19 protein-coding genes and 2 pseudogenes are annotated in these 25,640 nt (G+C 59.6%); 8 read left to right on the top strand and 13 right to left on the bottom strand.

What is annotated here, in order from left to right:
* Window positions 1–17: 17 nt before the first annotated feature.
* The 3 genes from rraA to ppsA all read right to left on the bottom strand — a co-directional run bounded on the left by rraA (window position 18) and on the right by ppsA (window position 4,115).
* The gene (gene rraA, locus AB4N76_RS23250; protein ID WP_046027054.1) at window positions 18–509 is read right to left on the bottom strand and encodes a ribonuclease E activity regulator RraA; all 492 of its coding nucleotides are present in this window, start codon (window positions 507–509) and stop codon (window positions 18–20) included.
* Between the two features lie 149 nt (window positions 510–658).
* A complete protein-coding gene (locus AB4N76_RS23245) occupies window positions 659–1,648 on the bottom strand; it encodes an alpha/beta fold hydrolase (RefSeq protein WP_046027055.1) in 990 nt (329 codons plus the stop codon).
* Window positions 1,649–1,739: 91 nt separating this feature from the next.
* Window positions 1,740–4,115, bottom strand: coding sequence for a phosphoenolpyruvate synthase (ppsA, locus tag AB4N76_RS23240; RefSeq protein ID WP_046027056.1), 2,376 nt, complete (start codon window positions 4,113–4,115; stop codon window positions 1,740–1,742).
* A gap of 174 nt (window positions 4,116–4,289) precedes the next feature.
* On the opposite strand from ppsA, the gene ppsR reads away from it, so the two are divergent.
* Window positions 4,290–5,108, top strand: coding sequence for a posphoenolpyruvate synthetase regulatory kinase/phosphorylase PpsR (ppsR, locus tag AB4N76_RS23235; RefSeq protein ID WP_046027057.1), 819 nt, complete (start codon window positions 4,290–4,292; stop codon window positions 5,106–5,108).
* A gap of 113 nt (window positions 5,109–5,221) precedes the next feature.
* Here ppsR and AB4N76_RS23230 read toward each other — a convergent pair whose 3' ends face one another.
* A complete protein-coding gene (locus AB4N76_RS23230; protein ID WP_460163570.1) occupies window positions 5,222–6,631 on the bottom strand; it encodes an aminotransferase-like domain-containing protein in 1,410 nt (469 codons plus the stop codon).
* 137 nt (window positions 6,632–6,768) lie between these two features.
* On the opposite strand from AB4N76_RS23230, the gene AB4N76_RS23225 reads away from it, so the two are divergent.
* Complete coding sequence (locus AB4N76_RS23225) at window positions 6,769–7,653, top strand: DMT family transporter (protein ID WP_175649010.1); 885 nt, start codon at window positions 6,769–6,771, stop codon at window positions 7,651–7,653.
* On the opposite strand, the gene prpD is transcribed toward AB4N76_RS23225, so the two are convergent.
* The 6 genes from prpD to AB4N76_RS23195 all read right to left on the bottom strand — a co-directional run bounded on the left by prpD (window position 7,646) and on the right by AB4N76_RS23195 (window position 16,282).
* Window positions 7,646–9,130, bottom strand: coding sequence for a 2-methylcitrate dehydratase (gene prpD / locus AB4N76_RS23220; RefSeq protein ID WP_460163569.1), 1,485 nt, complete (start codon window positions 9,128–9,130; stop codon window positions 7,646–7,648). The genes AB4N76_RS23225 and prpD overlap by 8 nt on opposite strands.
* A 202-nt stretch (window positions 9,131–9,332) precedes the next feature.
* Window positions 9,333–10,523, bottom strand: a complete 1,191-nt coding sequence (gene prpF / locus AB4N76_RS23215; protein ID WP_046027061.1) for a 2-methylaconitate cis-trans isomerase PrpF — start codon at window positions 10,521–10,523, stop codon at window positions 9,333–9,335.
* A gap of 66 nt (window positions 10,524–10,589) precedes the next feature.
* The gene (acnD, locus tag AB4N76_RS23210) at window positions 10,590–13,184 is read right to left on the bottom strand and encodes a Fe/S-dependent 2-methylisocitrate dehydratase AcnD (protein ID WP_046027062.1); all 2,595 of its coding nucleotides are present in this window, start codon (window positions 13,182–13,184) and stop codon (window positions 10,590–10,592) included.
* A gap of 184 nt (window positions 13,185–13,368) precedes the next feature.
* Window positions 13,369–14,496, bottom strand: a complete 1,128-nt coding sequence (prpC, locus tag AB4N76_RS23205) for a bifunctional 2-methylcitrate synthase/citrate synthase (RefSeq protein ID WP_077430594.1) — start codon at window positions 14,494–14,496, stop codon at window positions 13,369–13,371.
* A gap of 182 nt (window positions 14,497–14,678) precedes the next feature.
* Complete coding sequence (gene prpB / locus AB4N76_RS23200; protein ID WP_027922545.1) at window positions 14,679–15,569, bottom strand: methylisocitrate lyase; 891 nt, start codon at window positions 15,567–15,569, stop codon at window positions 14,679–14,681.
* Window positions 15,566–16,282, bottom strand: a complete 717-nt coding sequence (locus AB4N76_RS23195) for a GntR family transcriptional regulator (RefSeq protein WP_404942948.1) — start codon at window positions 16,280–16,282, stop codon at window positions 15,566–15,568. The genes prpB and AB4N76_RS23195 overlap by 4 nt, the downstream gene beginning before the upstream one ends.
* Before the next feature lie 301 nt (window positions 16,283–16,583).
* On the opposite strand from AB4N76_RS23195, the gene rloA reads away from it, so the two are divergent.
* From rloA to pabB, 4 genes are all read left to right on the top strand, one after another.
* Entirely contained in the window at window positions 16,584–17,120 is a 537-nt protein-coding gene (gene rloA / locus AB4N76_RS23190; RefSeq protein WP_046027065.1) for a retropepsin-like aspartic peptidase RloA, read from the top strand.
* 5 nt (window positions 17,121–17,125) lie between these two features.
* Window positions 17,126–18,661, top strand: coding sequence for an osmotic stress tolerance membrane protein RloB (rloB, locus tag AB4N76_RS23185; protein WP_046027066.1), 1,536 nt, complete (start codon window positions 17,126–17,128; stop codon window positions 18,659–18,661).
* Window positions 18,661–19,647, top strand: coding sequence for an alpha-L-glutamate ligase-like protein (locus AB4N76_RS23180; RefSeq protein ID WP_046027067.1), 987 nt, complete (start codon window positions 18,661–18,663; stop codon window positions 19,645–19,647). The genes rloB and AB4N76_RS23180 overlap by 1 nt, the downstream gene beginning before the upstream one ends.
* A gap of 222 nt (window positions 19,648–19,869) precedes the next feature.
* Window positions 19,870–21,207 (top strand): aminodeoxychorismate synthase component I, encoded by a 1,338-nt coding sequence (gene pabB / locus AB4N76_RS23175; RefSeq protein ID WP_046027068.1) that lies wholly within the window; start codon window positions 19,870–19,872, stop codon window positions 21,205–21,207.
* A gap of 126 nt (window positions 21,208–21,333) precedes the next feature.
* Here pabB and thrH read toward each other — a convergent pair whose 3' ends face one another.
* Window positions 21,334–21,951 carry a bifunctional phosphoserine phosphatase/homoserine phosphotransferase ThrH gene (thrH, locus tag AB4N76_RS23170; RefSeq protein ID WP_033055708.1) on the bottom strand — a complete coding sequence of 206 codons (618 nt, stop codon included), beginning with the start codon at window positions 21,949–21,951 and terminating at the stop codon, window positions 21,334–21,336.
* Between the two features lie 173 nt (window positions 21,952–22,124).
* Here thrH and AB4N76_RS23165 point away from each other — a divergent pair, with 173 nt between their 5' ends.
* Window positions 22,125–22,865, top strand: coding sequence for a phosphoadenylyl-sulfate reductase (locus tag AB4N76_RS23165; protein ID WP_008027340.1), 741 nt, complete (start codon window positions 22,125–22,127; stop codon window positions 22,863–22,865).
* 134 nt (window positions 22,866–22,999) lie between these two features.
* Here the strand turns inward: AB4N76_RS23165 and AB4N76_RS23160 are convergent.
* A pseudogene (locus AB4N76_RS23160) lies at window positions 23,000–23,924 on the bottom strand (LysR family transcriptional regulator).
* A gap of 125 nt (window positions 23,925–24,049) precedes the next feature.
* Between AB4N76_RS23160 and AB4N76_RS23155 the strand changes: the two are divergent.
* A pseudogene (locus AB4N76_RS23155) lies at window positions 24,050–24,795 on the top strand (3-oxoacyl-ACP reductase family protein).
* Between the two features lie 69 nt (window positions 24,796–24,864).
* Here AB4N76_RS23155 and AB4N76_RS23150 read toward each other — a convergent pair.
* Window positions 24,865–25,560, bottom strand: coding sequence for an HAD-IA family hydrolase (locus AB4N76_RS23150; RefSeq protein WP_046027071.1), 696 nt, complete (start codon window positions 25,558–25,560; stop codon window positions 24,865–24,867).
* Window positions 25,561–25,640 lie beyond the last annotated feature (80 nt).

The following is a 25,640-nucleotide window of genomic DNA, read 5'->3' as shown; positions in this document are numbered from 1 at the left end:
CCTTTGTTGGCAACGCTTTATTCAGGCATTTTCAGCGGGCTTGGCGAGATAATCACGCCATTGTTGTCCGCATAGATGTAATGGCCTGGATGGAACGTCACGCCCGCAAAGGTCACCGCAACATTGAGATCGCCAATACCGCGCTTGTCGGTTTTCATCGGGTGACTGGCCAGCGCCTGAACGCCCAGATCGGTCTGTGCAATGACGTCGACATCACGAATGCAACCGTAGATCACCAGCCCTTCCCAACCGTTTTTCGCAGCTTTCTCGGCCAGCATGTCGCCCAGCAAAGCACGACGCAGTGAACCGCCACCGTCGACGACCAATACTTTGCCATTACCCTTGAGTTCGACCTGCTCTTTGACCAGCGAGTTGTCTTCGAAGCACTTGATGGTCACGATTTCGCCGCCGAAAGAATCACGGCCACCGAAATTGCTGAACATCGGTTCCAGCACCTGCACCAGCTCCGGATAGGCGTCGCACAGGTCAGGCGTGAGGTAATGGTTCATCGAGAAACTCCTGTAAAAAAGAAGACAGTCGAGTTGGCCGCGCTGAATGAAACGTTAATTCAGTCACTGAAAATGACCAGAACAGCACAATGCGTCATATCTTAGCCTCAAGCCGATCAGAGCGAAATGCCCTTGTTAGAGCATCGGGCTCAAATGGCCGCGGCCAGATCCGGCTTGTCGCCCAACAATGGCGTCAGTTGATCGCCCAGCCAACGGGCCACCAACGGCCAGACCTCTGCCTGAGCCGCTTTGCTGACGAGCATTTCCACGTGACCGAAATTGTCGCCAAAGCCATGCTCACGCCCAAGGTTCATGAACCGCTTGTGTTCGCTACCAATCTGCTCGAACAGTTTGTGGCATGCCCACGTCGGGTCCTGATGATCGCCAACCGCGCTCACCGCCAACACCGGCACCTGAACGTTGGCCAATCCAGCCCACCAGTCCTTGTCGGCATCGCCAAAGCGCCCGAACAAACCGTACCAACGCATGCTTTCCAGGGCCAGGCCAATCGGCTCGTCTTCCGGGCCACGTTTGAGCCGTGAGCCCGACAGCTGCGCAAAGCGCTTGAGAATGAAGCGTCCACCCCACTCCACCGGCGGTATTTTCAACGGCCAGTAGGTGCGGCTGACTTGCGTGCCGAAAAACGCCGCAGACGCCACCACAGGCTCACCGATGTACTCACCGCCCAATGCCGCCGCCAGGGTAATCCCGCCCAGCGAGTGACCGATCCAATGCGGGACCTGGCCACTTTGCTCGCGCACAAAAGCACCGATGGCCGGCAGGTCGTAACGAGCGTAGTCGGCGACGCGGTTCTTGCGGTAGTTCTGATTGCGCTGGGACAGGCCATGGCCGCGCATTTCCGGAATCCATACATCAAATCCCAGACGCGTCAGATAAGCGCCCAACCCCAAGCCTTTGGGGGAAAACCAGAAGCGTCGATTGGAAAAGCTGCCGTGCAACAGAATCACCGGCACGCCACGCACCGCCGTTTCATCGGCCATGCCCAGTCGCGTGACGGCCAATTCAACGGTGCCATCAGGGCTGTTGCCCGGCTTCAAACGGTAAACGTCTTCGCTCAGATCGCCGCGCCGTTCGGCGCTGATCAGGGCGACAGGAAATAGGTTGCTGCTGCTTTGCATAATGCTCTTGCACAAAAAAGGGCGGCATCCAGAGGAGCCCGCCCTACTCAAATCTTAAAGCCCCGGCCACTTGACCGGGGCTTCATTCACATCAAGCCTGCGCCTGACCCTCAGCCAGGAAGAACCAGGTTTCCAGTACGGAATCGGGGTTCAACGAAACGCTTTCAATGCCCTGCTCCATCAGCCACTTGGCCAGGTCCGGGTGGTCCGAAGGACCCTGACCGCAAATGCCGATGTACTTGCCGGCCTTGTTGCACGCGGCGATGGCGTTGGCCAGTAGCTTCTTGACCGCCGGATTACGCTCATCGAACAGGTGCGCGATGATCCCGGAGTCACGGTCCAGGCCCAGCGTCAGCTGAGTCAGGTCGTTGGAGCCGATCGAGAAGCCGTCGAAGAATTCGAGGAACTCTTCAGCGAGGATCGCGTTGGATGGCAGTTCGCACATCATGATGATGCGCAGACCGTTTTCGCCGCGAGCCAGACCGTTTTCGGCCAGCAGATCGATCACCTGGCTGGCTTCGCCCAAGGTACGGACGAACGGCACCATGATTTCGACGTTGGTCAGGCCCATCTCGTTGCGCACGCGCTTGAGGGCACGGCACTCGAGTTCGAAGCAGTCACGGAACGATTCGCTGATGTAACGCGAGGCGCCACGGAAGCCCAGCATCGGGTTTTCTTCTTCCGGCTCGTAGAGCTTGCCGCCGATCAGGTTCGCGTATTCGTTGGACTTGAAGTCCGACAGACGCACGATGACCTTTTTCGGGGTGAACGCTGCAGCCAGGGTGCTGATGCCTTCCACCAGTTTGTCGACGTAGAAGTCGACCGGATCGTTGTAACCGGCGATGCGCTTGTCGACGCTGTCCTTGATGTCCTGCGGCAGGCCGTCGTAGTTCAACAGCGCTTTCGGGTGAACACCGATCATGCGGTTGATGATGAACTCCAGACGGGCCAGGCCCACACCGGCGTTCGGCAGCTGCGCGAAGTCGAAGGCACGGTCGGGGTTGCCGACGTTCATCATGATCTTGAACGGCAGGTCCGGCATGGCGTCGACGGAGTTCTTCTTGATGTCGAAGCCCAGTTCGCCTTCGAAGATGTAACCGGTGTCGCCTTCAGCGCAGGAAACGGTCACGCCCTGGCCGTCTTTCAACAGCTGGGTGGCGTTGCCGCAACCGACCACGGCCGGGATGCCCAGCTCGCGAGCGATGATCGCCGCGTGGCAGGTACGACCGCCACGGTTGGTGACGATGGCGCTGGCGCGCTTCATGACCGGCTCCCAGTCCGGGTCGGTCATGTCGGAAACCAGCACGTCGCCCGGCTGGACTTTGTCCATCTCGGACACGTCCTTGATGATGCGAACCTTGCCGGCGCCAATGCGCTGGCCAATGGCACGACCTTCAACCAGCACGGTGCCGGTTTCTTTCAACAGGTAACGTTCCATGACGTTGGCCTGGGTACGGCTCTTCACGGTTTCAGGGCGAGCCTGAACGATGTAGAGCTTGCCGTCGTCGCCGTCTTTGGCCCATTCGATGTCCATCGGGCACTGGTAGTGCTTCTCGATGATCATCGCTTGCTTGGCCAGCTCGCTGACTTCGGCGTCGCTCAGGCAGAAACGTGCGCGATCAGCCTTGTCGACGTCGATGGTCTTGACCGATTTACCGGCCGTGGCGACTTCGCCGTAGATCATCTTGATGGCTTTGCTGCCCAGGTTGCGGCGCAGGATGGCTGGACGACCGGCGGCCAGCGTGCCTTTGTGGACGTAGAACTCATCCGGGTTCACCGCGCCTTGTACGACGGTTTCACCCAGGCCGTAGGCGCCGGTGATGAACACCACGTCACGGAAACCCGATTCGGTATCGAGGGTGAACATCACGCCGGCAGTGCCGGTTTCGGAGCGGACCATGCGCTGAACGCCGGCCGACAGGGCCACCAGCTTGTGGTCGAAGCCCTGGTGCACGCGATAGGAAATCGCACGGTCGTTGAACAGGGAAGCGAACACCTCTTTGGCGGCGCGGATAACGTTTTCCACACCACGGATGTTCAGGAAGGTTTCTTGCTGACCGGCGAAGGAAGCGTCCGGCAAGTCTTCGGCGGTAGCGGAAGAGCGCACGGCCACGGCCATATCAGGGTTGCCGGCCGACAGCGTGGCGAACGCGGTGCGGATCTCGGCGTTGAGCTTCTCGGGGAATTCGGCTTCCATGATCCATTGACGGATCTGGGCGCCAGTGCGGGCCAGGGCGTTGACATCGTCGACATCCAGGGCATCGAGGGCGGCGTGGATCTGATCGTTCAAGCCGCTCAGTTCCAGAAAATCACGATAAGCCTGAGCTGTCGTGGCGAATCCACCGGGCACCGAAACACCGGCACCTGCCAGGTTACTGATCATCTCGCCCAGGGATGCGTTCTTGCCCCCCACATGCTCAACATCGTGTTTGCCGAGCTTATCGAGGGAAACTACGTACTCTACCAAGGTGATCTCTCCACTAACTGTGTTGGAAAAGCTCAGGAGCCGGCTGCTCGGAGGAGCGTTTGCCAGCTGTATGGCCTGGACCTGGAAAATAAGTGAGAATGCGGGCCACTGGCGGCCAACAAACCGCGCCTATCATATCCAAGATTCGTCTTTAGCTTAAGGCCCAAGGTGCAAATGAAACGATCTGCTTTCTTTATTTCCGACGGGACAGGCATCACAGCCGAAACCCTGGGTCAAAGCCTCCTGGCGCAGTTCGAAAACATTACCTTCAGCAAATTCACGCGACCGTATATCGATAGCGTGGATAAAGCGCGGGCCATGGTACAACAAATCAACAAAGCCGCCGAAAATGACGGCTTCCGGCCGATTATTTTCGACACCATCGTCAACCAGGACATTCGTGAGATTCTCGCGACCTCAAATGGTTTCATGATCGACATTTTCTCGACGTTCCTGGCACCGCTTGAACAGGAATTGACCGAGCATTCTTCCTACACCGTCGGCAAATCCCATTCCATTGGCGCCAACACCAACTACATGGAGCGTATCGAGGCCGTGAACTTCGCCCTCGACAACGACGATGGTGCCCGCACGCACTATTACGACAAGGCCGATTTGATCCTGGTCGGCGTGTCGCGTTGCGGCAAAACCCCGACATGCCTGTACATGGCCATGCAATTCGGTATTCGCGCGGCCAACTACCCGCTGACCGAAGACGACATGGAGCGCCTGACACTGCCGAACGCCCTGCGCGCCCATCAACACAAGCTGTTCGGCCTGACCATCGACCCGGACCGCCTCACCGCGATCCGCAACGAGCGCAAGCCCAACAGCCGCTATTCGAGCTATGCCCAGTGCGAGTTCGAGGTGCGAGAAGTGGAAAACCTGTTCCGCCGCGAGAACATTGCGCACATCAACTCCACGCATTTTTCCGTCGAAGAAATCTCGGCGAAAATTCTCGTGGAGAAAGGTGTGGAGCGGCGGTTCAAGTAAATTTTTGGCGCCTGTCAGGGCGCCTTCGCGAGCAAACCCGCTCCCACATTTGACCGAGTTTCTTCAGGATTAATGCGGTCAAATGTGGGAGCGGGCTTGCTCGCGAAGAACGATTACGCGGTCTCTGCCAATGCCCCGGCCAGCGCTTCAAACCCTCGCAACAACAATCGATCATCCCCCGCCGAGTTACACACACTCGCCCGAACACACTGCGCAACGGCGGCATGCCCAACCGCAAACGCCTCCGCGGTCGCCACCCGATAATTTTTCTCCTTGAGCTCCGCCGCAATCTGCGACGCCCGCCACGGCTCAGGCACTTCGATCCAGAAATGCGGACTGTGGGAATGAGTCTTGTACACCGCCCCTTCCAGCAACCCCGCCACCAATGATTTACGACGGCTGATCTCGGCAATTTGCTGCGCCAACAACTGCTCGGCCATGCCGTTTTCTATCCACAGGCTCGCCACTTCCAACGTCAACGGACTGGCCATCCAGCAGGTCCCGCGCACCGCGGCGCTCAAGCGTCCGATCAACGGCTGCGGCGCGTGCAGATAGCCAACCCGTAACCCCGCTGAAACAGCCTTGCTCAAACTGCCGATCAGCACCGAGCGCTCCGGGGCGAAATAGCTCAGCGGCAACGGTCGCTGTTGAGCCAATACCGCGTGGGCTTCGTCTTCGAAGATCAGCAGATTGTGCTGACGACACACCTGTGCAATCGCCTGGCGTCGTGCGACGGACATCACCGCAGCCGTAGGATTCTGGATCGTCGGCGTGCAGTACAGCGCAGAAACCCGGTGCTGACGGCAAATGTCCTCCAGCGCTTGCGGCATCAGCCCTTCATCGTCCATCGCGATGCCGATGAGTTTGATCCCCAGCATCCGCGCAACACTGATCAACCCCGGATAGGTCAGGTGTTCCGTCACCAACGTATCACCGGATTTGAGCAGCGCCATCAGGGCACACAACAGACCGTGCTGGCCGCCATTCACGCAGACAATCTGATCCGCGTGCGGCGCAAACGCACCGTGCTGAAGCCAACGTGCACCCGCCTCGCGGTAGTGCTGCAAACCGACATCGGCGGTGTAGCCGCTGACGCGCTGCATCGCTGCAGAATCGAGCGACACGGCGTGCAGACTCTGGGTCAGAAACAGCGCCTCCTGCCCCGGAATCGGCTGATTGCGGCTCATGTCAAAAAACGGCTGCGGTTCGTCGCTGACATTGCGAAAGCCTGCGTCTCGCACACGCTCCATCCCTTGCTGACGCACATACGTCCCGTCACCGACGCGAGCGACTACCACACCGATTCGTTCGAGTTCGCCGTAAGCGCGACTGACGGTGCCGATGGTCACACCGACGCTATCGGCCAGCAGTCGATGGGGCGGCAATTTGCAGCCGGGTTCGATCAAGCCGTCGACAATGCTTTTGTGCACGGCATCGGCAAGGCGCTTGTACTTCACGCCCACACCATTGGCGAGCCCGTCGCGCAGAATTGACACCATGGCAATACTTGTTTTGACAGTCATTGATGCCCCGAATAGCGTGCTGAAAACAGGTGCAATCAGGGATAGACCGTTTACAGATCCAGGTCAATTCCGCCGACTCCGGGAGCTCGATCATGTCCGTCGCCATCAGCACGTCTTCAACCCCTGCAAAACCCTGGCTGGCCGCGCTCGTTACCAGTGTGTTGTTCCTGATCGTGTGCCTGAGTTGGGGCACGACCTGGCTGGGGATCAAGATTGCCGTTGAAACGGTACCGCCATTGACCGCGGCCGGGTTGCGCTTCCTGATGGCCTTTCCACTGTTCCTGACCTTCGCGCTGTTGCGTCGTGAACCGCTGCGATTTCCGAAAAAAAGCCGCTGGTTTTTTGTGTTCGTCACGCTGTCGTACTTCAGCCTGCCGTACTACTTGCTCAACTACGGCGAGATGCACGTTTCGTCCGGGCTGACCGCCCTGCTGTTCAGTTGCATGCCTGTGTTCATCCTGGTGTTTTCGGCGTTGTTCCTGCGGGAAAAAATCTACCCTTCACAGGTACTCGGCATCGCCATTGGCTTCGGCAGTTTGTTCATGATTATTCGCAGCCAGGGCCTGCATCTGGACCATGCCGAATTGTTCGGAGTGTTGGCCATTCTCTGCGCCGCAGTGATGCATGCGTTGTGTTATGTGGTGACCAAAAAACACGGCACGGCGATCAGCGTGATCACCTACAACACCTTGCCCATCGGCATTGCCGGATTGATGTTGTTCGTCGCCGGACTGACGGTCGAAGCGCCGGTGTTTACGGCGATCAGCCTGCGTTCATGGAGTGCCCTGCTCTATCTCGGGCTGGTGGCCTCGGTGGGTGGTTTTATCGTTTATTTCCTGCTGCTCAAACGGCTGAGCCCGATCATTTTGTCGTTCGTGTTTATCATCTTTCCGGTGTTCGCCGTGATCATCGGCGCCTGGTACGAGGGGCAAACCTTGTCCCGGGAACTGATGATCTACTCGGCGATTTTGCTGACGGGGTTTGCGATCACCAAACTGCCTGTGGAAAAGTGGCTCAGATGACCAACAAATCCATGAAGCGGTTGACCGGCATGGCTTCGAGGGCAGTCTGATCCTTGCACAGCGTAACAATCTGCGCACTGCGCTGAGCGGTAAAACGCGTGGCCAGATTCGCTTTGAACTTGTCTTCCAGCAGCGGGATACCGTCGGCGCGACGACGGCGATGACCGATTGGAAACTCCACCACCACGTTCTCGGTGCTGGAGCCGTCCTTGAAGAACACTTGCACCGCATTGGCAATGGAGCGTTTGTCGGCTTCCAGGTATTCACGGGTGAAGCGCGGGTCTTCGACGATGACCATTTTCTCGCGCAGCACATCGATGATCGGATGCGCCGCGTGGAAGTCGTCTTCGTAGTGCTCGGCCACCAGAGTGCCGAACGCCAACGGCACGGCGGTCATGTACTGGAGGCAGTGATCGCGGTCAGCGGCGTTGGCCAGCGGGCCGACTTTGGAAATGATGCGGATCGCCGACTCGTGGGTGGTGATGACGATGCGGTCAATCTCGTGCAGACGATTGCGAACCAGCGGGTGCAACGTCACGGCGGCTTCACAGGCGGTTTGTGCATGAAACTCCGCCGGGAAGCTGATTTTGAACAGCACGTTTTCCATCACATAACTGCCGTACGGCCGCGAGAAACTGAAGGCTCGTTTGTCTTCAGGCTTGAGCGCCAGATCGTTGTTGGTGTGGCTGAACAATACGTCGTAAAAGCCCCATTGCTTGGCCGTCAGCACACCGGGAATTCCCATCTCGCCACGCATCGCGATGTCTGCCAGCCGCACGCCACGACTGGTCGCATCCCCGGCCGCCCAGGACTTACGCGAGCCGGCATTTGGCGCATGCCGATAGGTGCGCAGCGCCTGGCCGTCGGCGAATGCATGGGACAACGCCGACAACAATTGCTCGCGATTGGCGCCCATGAGTTTGGCGGTGACGGCAGTCGAGGCCACTTTCACCAGCACGACGTGATCGAGGCCTACGCGATTGAAGGAGTTTTCCAGGGCGATCACGCCTTGAATTTCGTGGGCCATGATCATCGCTTCCAGCACCGCGCGAACAGTCAGCGGCGCCTCGCCATTGACCAGACGTTTTTGCGAGAGGTGATCGGCCACCGCGAGAATCGCGCCAAGGTTGTCTGACGGATGCCCCCATTCGGCGGCGAGCCAGGTGTCGTTGTAATCGAGCCAGCGCACGGTGCAGCCGATATCCCACGCCGCTTTGACCGGATCAAGTCGATAAGGGGTGCCCGGCACACGAGCACCGAACGGCACGACGGTGCCTTCGACGAGAGGCCCCAGGTGTTTGGTGCATTCGGGAAACCGCAGGGCCAGAAGACCGCAGCCGAGTGTGTCCATCAGGCAGTTGCGGGCGGTGTCGAGGGCTTCTTGGGATTCGATTTTGAAGGTAAGGACATAGTCGGCAATGTCCTGTAGGACACGGTCGTACTCGGGGCGGATGTTCTGGTCGACGTTGGCACTCATGTTCGATTCACTCTTGAAGTGGTTCGTTGATGGGACCTCGGTTCAGGGATCAGTCTCGGTTGGTGTAACCATTCTTGTTATTGAAATGCAATAACCTGTGGGAGCGGGCTTGCCCGCGATAGCGGTGTATCAGCCGACATCAATTTCGGATGTGCGGGCCTCATCGCGGGCAAGCCCGCTCCCACAGGGTTTAGCGTTTATCTCAGAACGAATCACCCGGCACGCGAACATAACCTTCCATCAACACCCGCGCACTGCGGCTCATGATGGCTTTTTTCACGACCCATTCACCGTTGACCAGACTGGCTTCGGCACCGACACGCAGCGTGCCCGACGGATGCCCGAAGCGCACCGCGTTGCGTTCGACACCGCCGGCGGCGAGGTTCACCAACGTGCCGGAAATAGCGGCCGCCGTGCCGATGGCCACCGCTGCGGTGCCCATCATCGCGTGGTGCAATTTGCCCATCGACAGCGCACGCACCAACAGGTCGACATCGCCCGCCGCAATCGCCTTGCCGCTGGACGAAACGTAGTCCGCCGGTTTGGCCACGAAAGCCACTTTCGGGGTGTGTTGACGCTTGGCCGCTTCGTCGATGTTCGAAATCAGGCCCATGCGCAATGCGCCATAAGCGCGGATGGTTTCGAACATCAGCAGCGCTTTCGGATCGCTGTTGATCGCGCCTTGCAACTCGGTGCCGGTGTAACCGATGTCCTGGGCATTGACGAAAATCGTCGGGATGCCGGCATTGATCATGGTCGCCTTGAAGGTGCCGACGCCGGGTACTTCGAGGTCATCCACCAGGTTGCCGGTAGGGAACATCGAACCGCCGCCGCCCTCTTCTTCTGCTGCCGGGTCCATGAATTCGACCTGCACTTCGGCGGCTGGAAAGGTCACGCCATCGAGTTCGAAATCACCGGTTTCCTGCACTTCACCGTTGGTGATCGGCACATGGGCAATGATGGTCTTGCCAATGTTGGCCTGCCACACGCGAACCACGGCCACGCCGTTGTGCGGAATGCGGCTGGCTTCGACCAGGCCGTTACTGATGGCGAACGAACCGACCGCTGCCGTCAGGTTGCCGCAGTTGCCGCTCCAGTCGACGAAAGGCTTGTCGATGGACACCTGACCGAACAGGTAATCAACGTCGTGATCGGCCTTGAGGCTTTTCGACAGAATCACGGTTTTGCTGGTGCTGGACGTCGCGCCGCCCATGCCGTCGATTTGCTTGTCGTACGGGTCGGGGCTGCCGATCACGCGCAGCAGTAAAGCATCGCGGGCCGGGCCTGGAACCTGTGCCGCTTCGGGCAGATCTTGCAGGCTGAAAAACACGCCTTTGCTGGTGCCGCCACGCATGTAGGTGGCAGGGATTTTGATCTGAGCTGCGTGAGCCATGTGCTCGTTACTCCTTACCTTGAAAACAGACACGGGACTTGAAGTCCCGTGTCTGTACAGCGTGTGTTAAACGGCGACTGCCGACTCTTCGAGGAAGTCCTGGGCAAAGCGTTGCAACACGCCGCCCGCTTCGTAGATCGACACTTCTTCGGCGGTGTCGAGGCGGCAGGTCACCGGCACATCGACGCGCTCGCCGTTCTTGCGATGGATCACCAACGTCAGCTCGGCACGCGGTGTGCGCTCGCCGATCACGTCGTAGGTTTCACTGCCGTCGATGGCCAGGGTGTGACGGTTGGTGCCGGCCTTGAACTCCAGCGGCAACACGCCCATGCCCACCAGGTTGGTGCGGTGAATGCGCTCGAAACCTTCGGCGGCAATCGCTTCCACACCTGCCAGACGCACGCCCTTCGCGGCCCAGTCACGGGACGAACCCTGACCGTAGTCGGCGCCGGCAATGATGATCAGCGGCTGCTTGCGTTCCATGTAGGTTTCGATGGCTTCCCACATGCGCATGACCTGGCCTTCCGGCTCGACACGTGCCAGCGAACCCTGCTTGACCTTGCCGTTTTCCAGAACCATTTCGTTGAACAGTTTCGGGTTGGCGAAGGTTGCGCGTTGCGCGGTCAGGTGGTCACCACGGTGAGTCGCGTAGGAGTTGAAGTCCTCTTCCGGCAGGCCCATTTTCGCCAGGTATTCGCCGGCGGCGCTGTCGAGCATGATCGCGTTGGACGGCGACAGGTGATCGGTGGTGATGTTGTCCGGCAGCACTGCCAGCGGGCGCATGCCCTTGAGCGGACGAGCGCCGGCCAGCGCGCCTTCCCAGTACGGCGGACGGCGGATGTAGGTGCTCATTTCGCGCCAGTCGTACAGCGGCGCGACTTTCGGGCCGGTGTCTTCGTGGATGGCGAACATCGGAATGTAGACCTGGCGGAACTGCTCCGGCTTCACCGATGCCTTGACCACGGCGTCGATTTCTTCGTCGCTCGGCCAGATGTCTTTCAGGCGGATTTCCTTGCCATCGACCACTGCCAGCACATCTTTTTCGATGTCGAAACGGATGGTCCCGGCAATGGCGTAAGCGACCACCAATGGCGGCGAAGCAAGGAACGCTTGCTTGGCGTACGGGTGAATCCGGCCGTCGAAGTTACGGTTACCGGAGAGCACCGCCGTGGCGTACAGATCGCGGTCGATGATTTCTTGCTGGATCACCGGATCGAGTGCGCCAGACATGCCGTTGCAGGTGGTGCAAGCGAAGGCGACGACACCGAAGCCGAGCTTGTCCAACTCATCGGTCAGGCCGGCTTCATCCAGATACAGGGCGACGGTTTTCGAACCCGGGGCCAGGGACGACTTGACCCATGGCTTGCGGGTCAGACCGAGCTTGTTGGCGTTGCGCGCCAGCAGGCCGGCAGCGATCACGTTGCGCGGGTTACTGGTGTTGGTGCAGCTGGTGATGGCGGCGATGATGACGGCGCCATCGGGCATTTGACCCGGTACATCGTCCCATTGGCCGGAGATGCCTTTGGCGGCCAGATCCGAAACCGCCACACGGGCGTGCGGGTTGCTCGGGCCAGCCATGTTGCGCACGACCGTGGACAGATCGAAGGTCAAGCCGCGCTCGTATTGCGCGCCTTTCAGGCTGTCGGCCCACAAGCCAGTGGTCTTGGCGTAATGCTCGACCAACTGCACCTGATCGTCTTCACGGCCGGTGAGTTTGAGGTAGTCGATGGTTTGCTGGTCGATGTAGAACATCGCAGCCGTGGCGCCGTATTCCGGGGCCATGTTGGAAATGGTTGCGCGGTCGCCGAGGGTCAGCGCGGCGGCGCCTTCACCGAAGAATTCCAGCCATGCGCCAACGACTTTTTGCTTGCGCAGGAACTCGGTCAACGCCAGCACCATGTCGGTGGCGGTGATGCCCGGTTGCAGCTTGCCGGTCAGTTCAACGCCGACGCTTTCCGGCAGACGCATCCAGGAAGCACGACCGAGCATGACGCTCTCGGCTTCCAGGCCACCCACACCGATGGCGATCACACCCAGCGCATCGACGTGCGGGGTGTGGCTGTCGGTGCCGACGCACGTGTCGGGGAACGCCACGCCGTCACGTACCTGGATCACCGGAGACATTTTCTCCAGGTTGATCTGGTGCATGATGCCGTTGCCTGGCGGGATCACGTCGACGTTCTTGAACGCCTTTTTGGTCCAGTTGATGAAGTGGAAACGGTCTTCGTTGCGACGGTCTTCGATGGCGCGGTTCTTCTCGAACGCCTCTGGATCGAAACCACCGCGCTCGACGGCCAGGGAGTGGTCGACGATCAATTGAGTCGGCACCACCGGGTTCACTTGCGCAGGATCGCCGCCTTGCAGGGCGATGGCGTCACGCAGGCCGGCGAGGTCGACCAGTGCGGTCTGGCCGAGAATGTCGTGGCACACCACACGGGCCGGGAACCACGGGAAATCGAGGTCGCGCTTGCGTTCGATGAATTGCTTCAGGGAATCGGTGAGCGTGGCCGGGTCGCAGCGACGCACCAGGTTTTCCGCCAGCACGCGGGAGGTGTACGGCAGGGTGTCGTAGGCGCCGGGCTGGATGGCCTCGACCGCCGCGCGGACGTCGAAATAATCCAGATGGCTGCCGGGAAGCGTTTTACGGAATTGTGTGTTCATCGTCAGGACTCGGGTCACGGTAGTTACAAAGGGTGGGGCCTGGCATTGCATTGAAACCGATCCCCTGTAGGAGCCGAGCTTGCTCGCGATGACGGACTGACATTCAACATTGATGTCGACTGATACACCGTCATCGCGAGCAAGCTCGGCTCCTACAGGTTTGCGGTTAGCCGGCCGCCACCATTCAGCGTTGTTCGATTGGCACGAACTTGCGCTGCTCAACGCCGGTGTACTCGGCGCTTGGGCGGATGATGCGGTTGTTGGCGCGCTGTTCGTACACGTGTGCAGCCCAGCCAGTCAGGCGCGAGCAGACGAAAATCGGGGTGAACAACTTGGTCGGAATGCCCATGAAGTGGTACGCCGAGGCATGGTAGAAGTCGGCGTTCGGGAACAGTTTCTTTTGCTCCCACATGGTCTTGTCGATGGCTTCGGAAACCGGGAACAACACCTTGTCGCCCACTTCGTCCGCGAGTTTTTTCGACCAGCCCTTGATCACTTCGTTGCGCGGATCGTTGTCCTTATAGATCGCGTGACCGAAGCCCATGATCTTGTCCTTGCGCTCGAGCATGCCGAGGGTGCCTTCGATCGCCGCTTCCGGCGAGCTGAAGCGCTCGATCATTTCCATCGCCGCTTCGTTGGCGCCGCCGTGCAGTGGACCGCGCAGCGAACCGATTGCAGCCGTGATGCAGGAAAACAGGTCCGACAAGGTGGACGCGCAAACACGCGCAGTGAACGTCGAGGCGTTGAACTCGTGCTCTGCGTAGAGAATCAGCGAAACGTTCATCACCTTGACGTGCAACTCGCTCGGTTTCTTGCCGTGCAGCAGGTGCAGGAAGTGGCCGCCGATGGATTGCTCGTCGCTCACGCAGTCGATGCGTTTGCCTTCGTGGCTGAAGCGATACCAGTACGTCATGATTGCCGGGAACGCGGCCAGCAGACGGTCGGTTTTGTCGTGTTGCTCGGAGAAGTTGTTCTCCGGCTCCAGGTTGCCCAGGAACGAGCAGCCGGTACGCATCACGTCCATCGGGTGGGCGTCGGCGGGGATGCGTTCCAGTACTTCTTTCAAGGCTTGCGGCAGGTCACGCAGCTTGCTCAGTTTGGCGACGTAGGCGGCCAGTTGCACTTTGCTTGGCAGTTCGCCGTAGAGCAGCAGGTAAGCGACTTCTTCGAATTGCGCGTCCGCCGCCAACTCACGAACGTCATAGCCACGATAGGTCAAACCGGCGCCCGACTGGCCCACGGTGGACAGTGCGGTTTGCCCGGCAACCTGGCCACGGAGCCCGGCGCCACTGAGTACTTTTGCTTCGGCCATTGCTGTCTCCAGTATTTTTTGAATTTGTCAGGGAATCTGCAATTTCTTTCAGATTTACATCGCACATCCGTAGCAGCTGTCGAGCACCGCGAGGCAGCGTCCGGCTGCGAAGCAGTCGTAAATCATCGCCTGATTTGGCGAGTCCTTCGGGCTCGGCAGCTGCTACATGATTGCGTCCTTCATTACTTCTTCGCGGCGAACAACGCATCGAGCTTTTGCTCGAAGGTGTGGTAGTCGATGCGATCGTAAAGCTCCATGCGGGTCTGCATGGTGTCGATGACGTTCTGTTGCGTGCCGTCGCGGCGGATAGCGGTGTAGACGTTTTCCGCGGCTTTGTTCATCGCACGGAAGGCGGACAGCGGGTACAGCACCAGCGATACATCGGCACCGGCGAGTTGCTCGGTGGTGTACAGCGGTGTTGCACCGAATTCGGTGATGTTGGCCAGGATCGGGGCTTTCACACGGCTGGCGAACAGCTTGTACATGTCCAGTTCGGTGATGGCTTCCGGGAAGATCATGTCGGCGCCGGCCTCGATGCACGCAGCCGCGCGATCCAGGGCAGACTCCAGGCCTTCGACGGCCAGGGCGTCGGTACGGGCCATGATCACGAAGCTGTCATCGGTACGCGCATCAACGGCAGCCTTGATGCGGTCGACCATTTCCTGCAACGACACGATTTCTTTATTTGGGCGGTGACCGCAGCGCTTGGCGCCGACCTGGTCTTCGATGTGAACGGCTGCGGCGCCGAACTTGATCATCGACTTCACGGTGCGGGCAACGTTGAACGCCGAAGAACCGAAACCGGTGTCCACATCCACCAGCAGCGGCAGGTCGCAAACGTCGGTGATGCGACGCACGTCGGTCAGCACGTCATCCAGGCCAGTGATGCCCAGGTCCGGTACGCCGAGGGAGCCGGCAGCCACCCCGCCACCCGACAGGTAGATCGCCTTGAAACCGGCGCGCTTGGCCAGCAACGCGTGGTTGGCGTTGATCGCGCCGACCACTTGCAATGGATGCTCGCTGGCGACCGCATCGCGGAAACGCTGGCCTGGAGTGCTCTTGTTCAAACTCATGACTCACCTCGTTTGGCTGTCGGGTTAGCGCCGTCCTGGTAATGACGGGCGATATTGCGTTTGGAGGCGCCGATGTGACGGCGCATCAACAACTCGGCCAGCTCACCGTCACGGTCGGCGATGGCATCGAGAATTCGGTGGTGCTCGGCAAACGCCTGATGTGGGCGATTGGGTACGGTGGAGAACTGGATGCGGTACATGCGCACCAATTGATAAAGCTCGCCACAGAGCATTTGGGTCAGCGTGCGATTGCCGCTGCCCTGGATAATCCGGTAATGGAAGTCGAAATCGCCTTCCTGCTGGTAGTAGCCACGTCCGGCCTGAAACGCCTCATCGCGCTCATGGGTTTCGAGGACCCGACGCAGTTCGTCGATTTCTTCAAGGGTCATGCGCTCGGCAGCGAGACGGCAGGCCATGCCTTCAAGGGATTCGCGGATCTCGTAGAGCTCCAGCAGCTCGGCATGATTGAGCGAAACCACCCGTGCCCCGACGTGCGGCACACGCACCAGCAGGCGCTGGCCTTCCAGGCGATGGATCGCCTCACGCAGTGGCCCGCGGCTGATGCCGTAGGTACGCGCCAGCTCTGGCTCGGAGATCTTGCTGCCCGGGGCGATTTCACCCTTGACGATGGCCGCTTGAATACGCCGGAAGACGTTTTCGGAAAGCGTCTCCGAATCGTCTTGCGTTGTGAGCGGGGGATCCAGTTGATCCAGCATATTGTCGACACCTTGAAAGCTGATGCGGCAAAAACTAGCGAAAACCGGCCGCGCAGTCAAAGGTTAATTGGATATTGTCGACAATCGTCTAATAACCTGCCGCACCATAACAAAGCAGCACTACCATTTATAGCCGCCTGCCAGCGCTGGCGCCATCAAGCCACCGTGCTAGAATGCCGCCCGCAATTGTTTGTGACATCTGCATTGTTTGTCACAAATGGCTGATAGGCATACGAGGGAGCTTGCGCAGCGATGCCAGGGCCTTGAATCAAGTACGGACCGCTGCGCGCCAGGATTTATGAGACTCAAGCTTCTCCCGACATTCCTTTATCTACTGTGTCTGCCCGGTTTTGCCGCGGCGGCGGGGAAAACGGTGTACGGCCTCAACGAGTACGCCTCCCTGGATGGCATCAACCTTGAAGTCGCGGCCAAACTCGACACCGGGGCGAAAACCGCTTCATTGAGTGCGCGCGACATCAAACGCTTCAAACGCAATGGCGAATCCTGGGTGCGCTTCTATCTAGCCATCGACACCGCTCATTCGCACCCGATCGAACGGCCACTGGCCCGGGTCAGCAAGATCAAGCGCCGGGCCGGTGACTACGACCCGGAAGAAGGCAAGAAGTACACGGCCCGCCCGGTGATCGAGCTGGACATCTGCATGGGTTCGGCTTTACGCAGCATCGAAGTGAACCTGACCGACCGCAGCGCCTTCCAATACCCGCTGTTGATCGGCTCCGAAGCGCTCAAGCGCTTCGACGCGCTGGTTGACCCCAGTCTTAAATACGCTGCTGGCAAACCCGCCTGCGCCACCGACGCTCATACCGCAGAGTAATTCCAATGCGCTCTCTTACCCTCCATCTGAAACTGCTGATCACCATCCTGGTGGTGCTGGGCATTTCAGTTACGGCCTATCAGATCTTCGTGCTCGGGATTCCCGTGACCGAAGACGCCACCGACGACTTGTGGAACATCGACGCCAAGGTCGAGTTCGTCGCCAGTGCCAAGGATCCGGTCAAGATCCAGATGTTCGTACCGCCACTGAGCCGCGATTTCGTCAGCCTCAACGAGAGCTTCATTTCCAACAACTACGGCGTCGCCGTGAACCGTATCGACGGTAACCGCAAGGTCACCTGGTCGGCGCGTCGGGCCAAAGGCAATCAAACCCTTTATTACCGCCTGGTGCTGACCAAACGCTACACCGGCGAAAAATCCAAGATCAAAGGCCCGACCTTCCGCGACAGCATCGCCGTCGAAGGCCCGGAAAAAATCGCCGCAGAAGCCCTGCTCGCCCCGATTCGCCAGCACTCGGCCGACGTCGAAACCTTCATCGGTGAAGCTATCAAGCGGGTCAACAACGTCAGCGACGACAATGTGAAGTTACTGCTGGCCGGCGATCCTTCCTCCGCCCACAAAGCCAAAATCGTCGAACTGGTGCTGTCCATCGCCCACGTGCCGGTGGAAAAAGTCCACACCATTCGCCTGGTGGCCGACCAGCCGCAAATCCCTGAACTGTGGTTGCGCAGCTTCAATGGCACCGACTGGCTGTACTTCAACCCGGAAACCGGTGAACAAGGCCTGCCGACCGACCGCCTGCTGTGGTGGACGGGCGATGAAAACCTGATCACGGTCGATGGCGGCAAAAAAGCCAACGTGACCTTCAGCCTGAACAACAGCGAAATGAACGCCATTCGCCTGGCCAAGCTGACCGACGAAAACACCGACGCCAGTTTCCTTGAGTACTCGCTGTACGGCCTGCCGCTGCAAACCCAGCAGACATTCATGATCATGGTGATGATCCCGATTGGCGTGCTGGTGATTCTGATCCTGCGCAACCTGATCGGCATTCAGACGCTCGGCACCTTTACCCCGGTGCTGATCGCCCTCGCCTTCCGCGAAACCCAGCTCGGTTTCGGCATCATGCTGTTTACGATCATTACGGCGCTGGGGCTGTCGCTACGTTCCTACCTTGAACACCTGAAGTTGCAAATGCTGCCCAGACTCTCGGTGGTACTGACCTTCGTGGTGGTGCTGATTGCGGCCATCAGCCTGTTCAGCCACAAACTGGGCCTGGAGCGCGGGCTGTCGGTGGCGCTGTTCCCGATGGTGATTCTGACCATGACCATCGAACGCCTGTCGATTACCTGGGAAGAACGCGGCTCTGGGCACGCCATGAAAGTGGCCATCGGCACCCTGTTCGCAGCGTCCCTGGCGCACCTGATCATGACCGTGCCGGAGCTGGTTTACTTCGTGTTCACCTTCCCGGCGATCCTGTTGATCCTGGTGGGTTTCATGCTGGCGATGGGTCGCTATCGCGGCTACCGCTTGACCGAACTGGTGCGTTTCAAGGCTTTCCTGAAGAAGGCTGACGCCTGATGTTCGGCTTCTGGAAGACCTGGAAGGCCCTGGAAGCCCGGGGCATCATGGGGATCAATCGGCGTAACGCCGACTACGTGCTCAAGTACAACAAGCGCAGCCTGTACCCGATTGTCGATGACAAGATCATCACCAAGGAACGTGCCATCGCCGCCGGCATCCATGTGCCGGAACTGTATGGCGTGATTTCTACCGAGAAAGAAATCGACAACCTCGACGAGATCATCGGCGGGCGTACCGACTTCGTGATCAAACCGGCCCAGGGCGCGGGCGGTGACGGCATCATTGTGATTGTCGACCGTTTCGAAGGCCGCTACCGCACGGTGTCCGGCAAGATCATCAGCCATGAGGAGATCGAGCACCATATCTCCAGCATCCTGACCGGCCTGTATTCCCTGGGCGGTCACCGCGACCGTGCGCTGATCGAATATCGGGTGATCCCGGACCAGATTTTCAAGAGCATCAGCTACGAAGGCGTGCCGGACATCCGCATCATCGTGTTGATGGGCTACCCGGTGATGGCCATGTTGCGCCTGCCGACCCGGCAATCCGGCGGCAAGGCCAACCTGCACCAGGGCGCCATCGGCGTCGGTGTCGACCTCGCGACCGGGGAGACACTGCGCGGTACCTGGCTGAACAACATCATTACCAAGCACCCGGACACCACCAACGCCGTCGATGGCGTGCAACTGCCCTACTGGGACGGTTTCATGAGACTCGCTGCCGGCTGTTATGAGCTATGCGGGCTGGGTTATATCGGGGTCGACATGGTCCTGGACCAGGAAAAAGGCCCGTTGATCCTTGAACTCAATGCCCGACCGGGCCTGAACATCCAGATCGCCAACGATTGCGGCCTGACATTGCGCACACACGCGGTTGAAGCACGCCTGGAAGAATTGAAGGCGCGCGGGATCACCGAGACGGTTCGTGAGCGGGTGGAGTTTGTGCAGGAGATGTTTGGGCATATTCCGGCGGTTGAGGGCTGATCAGAGACCGAGTCGCGGCCTTCGCGAGCAAGCCCGCTCCCACACTCGATTTGTGTAGCACCGAAGATCAAATGTGGGAGCGGGCTTGCTCGCGAAGGCTGACCGCCAGTCACTACCCCCAACCCTGCCTCCAATCTGTCCAACACCGACATCCCCTCTAGGAGCAAATCCTGCAGAGGACTACAATCGCCACCCCGCCTCGATGGCTGACCCGCCCCGCCCATGTTGACCTGTTCCGTACACCCGCTCCCCTATCGCGCCAATCCCGCCGAGTATTTCGCGGCGATTCGTCATGCACCCGGCGCCGTGCTGCTCGACAGTGGCCGGCCGAGTGCCGAGCGTGGCCGCTTTGATCTGCTCAGCGCCTGGCCGCTGGCGCAATTGGCCGTGCTGCCGGACGAAAGCGGCAACGACTTCCTGCAACGCCTGCGCGAGAATCTGGCGCAACTGGGCGAAGCGAATGTTCCGTTTGACCTGCCCTTCGCCGGCGGCCTGATCGGTTATCTGAGCTACGACTTCGGTCGGCACCTGGAACATCTGCCGAGTCAGGCACAAGACGATTTGCAATTGCCCGACGCGCGTTTCGGGCTGTACGACTGGGCCTTGATCAGCGATCACCACTTGAAGACCAGCCAACTGGTGTTTCATCCGTCGTTGATCGACAGCGAATGCCAGCGTCTGATCGCGCTGTTCAGCCAGCCGACGGCTGATGCCGTGGCCCCCTTCAAACTGAACGCGCCGATGAGTGCCGACCTCAGCGCTGACGAATACCGCCAGGCGCTGGAGCGTATCCAGCAATACATTCAGGCCGGTGATTGCTATCAGGTCAACTTCGCCCAGCGCTTTCGCGCACCCTGCGAGGGCGATTCATGGACCGCTTACTGCGCGCTGCGGGCGGCGTGCCCGACACCCTTTTCCGGTTTCCAGAGCCTGCCCGACGGCGGCGCGGTGCTGAGCCTGTCACCGGAGCGCTTCGTCAAAGTCAGCCAACGCCATGTGGAAACCCGCCCCATCAAAGGCACCCGCCCTCGCGGCCTGACCGCCACCGAAGACGCAGCGAACGCCGCCGAATTGCTGGCCAGCCCCAAGGATCGCGCGGAAAACCTGATGATTGTCGACCTGCTGCGCAACGACCTCGGCCGCACCTGCCGCATTGGCTCGGTGCGCGTACCGGAATTGTTCAGCCTGGAAAGCTATCCGAACGTGCATCACCTGGTCAGCAGCGTGACCGGTGAACTGGCCGATGACCGCGATGCGCTGGACCTGATCGCCGGCAGCTTCCCCGGCGGCTCGATCACCGGTGCGCCGAAGATTCGTGCGATGCAGATCATTGATGAGCTGGAGCCAACCCGTCGCGGCTTGTACTGCGGCTCGTTGTTGTACCTGGATGTGCGCGGCGAGATGGACAGCTCCATCGCGATTCGCAGCTTGTTGGTCAAGGATGGGCAAGTGTGTTGCTGGGGCGGCGGCGGGATCGTCGCCGACTCCGAGTGGCAGGCTGAGTACCAGGAGTCGATTACCAAGGTGAAGGTGCTGCTCGATACCCTGCAGAACCTTTAAAAGCATCGTCGGAACGCCGCCCGGACCAAGCCTTGCTCCTACGGGTTCTGAGTCGTTCCGACTTCCGGCGTACGACACAAAATCTGTAGGAGCAAGGCTTGCCCGCGATGGCGTCCTCGAAAACGATTACAAACTCAATGCCCGGTTCGAAGCCTTGATGAACTCCTGCTTCAAGTCCTCAAACGTATGCACCGCCGGGAACTGCGGGAACTCGCGGATCACATTGTCCGGCGCGTGGAACAGAATCCCGGCGTCCGCCTCACCCAGCATCGTGGTGTCGTTGTAGGAGTCGCCCGCCGCAATTACCCGGTAGTAAAGGCTCTTGAAGGCCAGGACCGACTGACGCTTGGGATCTTTCTGACGCAACTGATAGCTCGTCACCCGACCGGAATCGTCAGTAATCAAGCGATGGCAGAGCAGCGTCGGAAAGCCCAGTTGGCGCATCAGCGGCTGGGAAAACTCGTAGAACGTGTCCGACAGAATCACCACCTGAAAGCGCTCACGCAGCCAGTTGACGAACTCAATGGCGCCATCGAGCGGCTTCAGCGTGGCAATCACTTCCTGAATGTCGGTGAGTTTCAAACCGTGCTCGTCGAGGATGCGCAGGCGTTGTTTCATCAGCACGTCGTAATCGGGAATGTCCCGAGTGGTGGCCCGGAGCGATTCGATCCCGGTTTTTTCGGCGAAAGCGATCCAGATTTCCGGGACCAGTACACCTTCAAGATCCAGACAGGCAATTTCCACAAGACACTCCCATTTGTATTGATTATTGAGTCGAGCGAGCAAAAAGACTGCCGAACTCTAGCGATTCAAGCTGACGGGCGCAACGCAGAGGGCGCGCCAGTAGCCGCAGGATTTTGTTACCATCTGGTCCATATAGAGCGCCCAGCGCCACCGACCTGTAGGAAGCCGCCCTGATGAGCCCAACGTTCGACGTCGTGGAACTCGCCACGACCTATGCCAACAAATCCGCCCAGGACATCCTGAAACTCGCGTTCGCCGAGTTTGGCGATGACCTGTGGATATCTTTCAGCGGTGCCGAAGACGTGGTGCTGGTGGACATGGCCTGGAAACTGAACAAGAACGTCAAAGTGTTCAGTCTCGATACCGGCCGCTTGCACCCGGAAACCTACCGTTTCATCGATCAGGTGCGTGAGCACTACAAGATCGACATCGAATTGGTGTCGCCGGACTACACGAAACTTGAACCGTTCGTGAAGGAAAAAGGCCTGTTCAGTTTCTACAAGGATGGCCATGGCGAATGCTGCGGCATCCGCAAGATCGAACCGCTGCGCCGCAAGCTGTCCGGCGTAACCGCTTGGGCCACTGGTCAGCGCCGCGACCAAAGCCCAGGCACTCGCAGCGCCGTAGCGGTGCTGGAGATCGACACCGCGTTCTCGACACCCGAGCGCACCCTGTACAAATTCAACCCGTTGGCGCAGATGACCAGCGAGGAAATCTGGGGCTACATCCGCATGCTGGAGTTGCCGTACAACAGCCTGCATGAGCGCGGCTTCATCAGCATTGGCTGCGAACCGTGCACTCGCCCGGTGCTGCCGAACCAGCACGAACGCGAAGGTCGCTGGTGGTGGGAAGAAGCAACGCAGAAAGAATGCGGGCTGCACGCGGGGAATATCATCAGCAAATCCAAGGCCTGATTCCGCCTGACAGACTGCCCTTGTGGGATCGGGGCGGGCAAGAGCCCGGCTCCCACAATGGATCTGTGACGTTCACTAATTCCTGTGGGAGCCGGGCTTGCCCGCGATGGCAGCACCTCGGTTCCAAGGCAGGCTCAAACCGCACTAAACCGCCGGCTCAACCCCTGCTCCGCAAACTGCTCAATGATGAAATCCACAAACGCCCGGGTCTTGCCCGGCAACAGTTTGTGTTCCGCGTAATAGATCGAAATGTTGCCATCGTCGACATACCAGTCCGGCAACACCCGCTGTAGCTTCCCGCTTTCCAGATAGCCCGAGGCAAACGGCATGCTCACCAGAGCGATCCCCAGTCCTTGGGCCGCCGTTGCGCACGCCGCTTCCGAATCGCTCATGGTCATTCGCGCCTTCAGCGTCAACGGGCTGTGTTGCTGCGTGCGGCTGGTCAACTGCCAGGAACGCACCCGGCCGGTCTGCGGGGAACGAATCAGGATGCCATCGTGGCGCTTCAAGTCGTCTGGCTCGATGATCGCTTCGTGTGTGCTCAAGTAATCGGATGACGCCACCAACACCCGGTGCGCCGGTGTCAGCTTGCGTGCCACCACGCCTTGGGGCAGTTCGAATCCACCGCCAATGGCCGCGTCGAAACCTTGCGCGATCAAATCGACCTGGCGGTTTTCGAAATGCCAGTCCGGATTGATCGCCGGAAACCGCCGCAAAAAACTCGCCCAGAAACGGCACCACATACAATCGTCCAAACACCGTGCCCATGCTGACCTTCAACGTCCCCGCCGGCCGCCCTTCGGCGCTGGCCAGATTGGCGACGGCATTCTGGATGGTGTGCAGGCTGGAGCTGACTTCGTTGAGAAACAGCTGGCCGGCCTCCGTCAGTGTCAGGCTGCGCGTGCTGCGCTGAAACAGCCGCACGCCGAGCCGCGCCTCAAGTTTGGCAACACTCTTGCCCACGGCGGCCGGGGTCAGACTCAAGCGCCGGGCGGCTTCGGCAAAGCTGCCCACCTCGGCACTGCGCACGAAGCATTCGATACTGCTGAAGGTTTCCATAGGCGCCACTATAAACTTTTGGTTTACACAGACTATCGTAATTACCGTCTACTCAGCGTGTAATCCGCAATCGATACTAGGCTCCATCAACCGGGGCATCTCGCTTCGGGACTTTGGAGATCGATATGACTACTCAGAACCTCAGCGGCAAAGTGGCTTTGATTCAAGGCGGATCTCGGGGTATCGGCGCAGCCATCGTCAAACGCCTGGCCGCTGAAGGCGCGGCAGTTGCCTTCACCTACGTCAGCTCCACGGCCAAAGCCGAAGAACTGCAAAACAGCATCACAGCCAACGGCGGCAAAGCCCTGGCCATCAAAGCGGACAGCGCCGACGCCGAGGCCATTCGCAACGCTGTGAGCGCTACCGTCAAAGCCTTCGGTCGCCTGGACATCCTGGTCAACAACGCCGGCGTGCTGGCCGTTGCCCCCCTGGAAGACTTCAAGCTCGAAGACTTCGACCAGACCCTCGCCATCAACGTGCGTAGCGTATTCATCGCCACCCAGGCCGCCGCCCAACACATGACTGAAGGCGGTCGCATCATCAACATCGGTAGCACCAACGCTGACCGCATGCCCTTCGCCGGTGGCGGCCCGTACGCCATGAGCAAGGCAGCGCTGGTCGGCTTGACCAAGGGCTGGCCCGCGACCTCGGCCCACGCGGCATCACCATCAACAACGTGCAGCCCGGCCCGGTCGACACCGACATGAACCCCGCCGACGGTGACTTCGCAGAAAGCCTGATCCCGATGATGGCGGTGGGTCGTTATGGCAAAGCCGAAGAAATTGCCAGCTTCGTTGCCTACCTCGTCAGTCCAGAAGCCGGCTACATCACCGGTGCCAGCCTGACCATCGACGGTGGTTTCGGCGCCTGACCCTCGGCTTGATCAAGACAAAAACGCCGGCAACCCTGATCAGGTTGCCGGCGTTTTTTGTTTATCGCTTCAGGTCCATTCCAGGGCCGGCAAACCACACGCGCTCGGCGTGAAGGCTTTCAGCGAACGAAGAATGCCATCGGCATGTGCGTATTTTTCGTCAGCCATGGCCGCGTCCGGGATCGCAATAGCAGTCATCCCCGCCGCCTTCGCCGCAGTGACCCCGAACGGCGAATCTTCAAACACCAGGCAGTCCTCAGGAGCAACACCCAGGCGGCGCGCCGCCGTGAGGAAGATATCCGGTGCCGGCTTGGCTGCGCCTACTTCCGGGTCATCGGCCGTCACGATGAAATCGAACAGCGCGAACCAGTCACGGTGCAACGTGGTTTTCTGGCCGAACGACTGGCTCGAAGAACTGGTACCGACTGCGATCGGAATACGGTTGGCCTTCAAGTGCCGAACCAGCTCCTGCGCACCGGGCATCGCCAGCGCCGTAGGAAAACGCTCACGCATCAGCGGCTCGCGGATCACCAGGAACTCTTCGGCGGTGATCGGCAGATCAAGCGCCTCGACCACGTACCGCGCCAGATCACCCGCCCCACGCCCGATGATGTTCTGCTTGATGCTCCAGTCGAACACCCGGCCGTAACGCGCGGCAATCAGGGACGTGACCTCGGTATAAATGCCCTCGGTGTCCAGCAGCAAACCGTCCATGTCGAAAATCACAGCCTTGATCGGGCCGAACGTGTTGAGCGGTGCATTCATCGCATCTGATCCGTTTTCAAATGACACCCCAGAGACGGCTCAGGTACGGCCGGGTCCGTGATCGATTAAAGGATTCAGCA

The sequence above is a fragment of the Pseudomonas sp. S2_F03 genome (genome assembly GCF_054668335.1).
The sequence above is the reverse complement of the archived record's forward strand: the minus strand, read 5'-3'. Positions and strand labels throughout refer to the sequence as shown.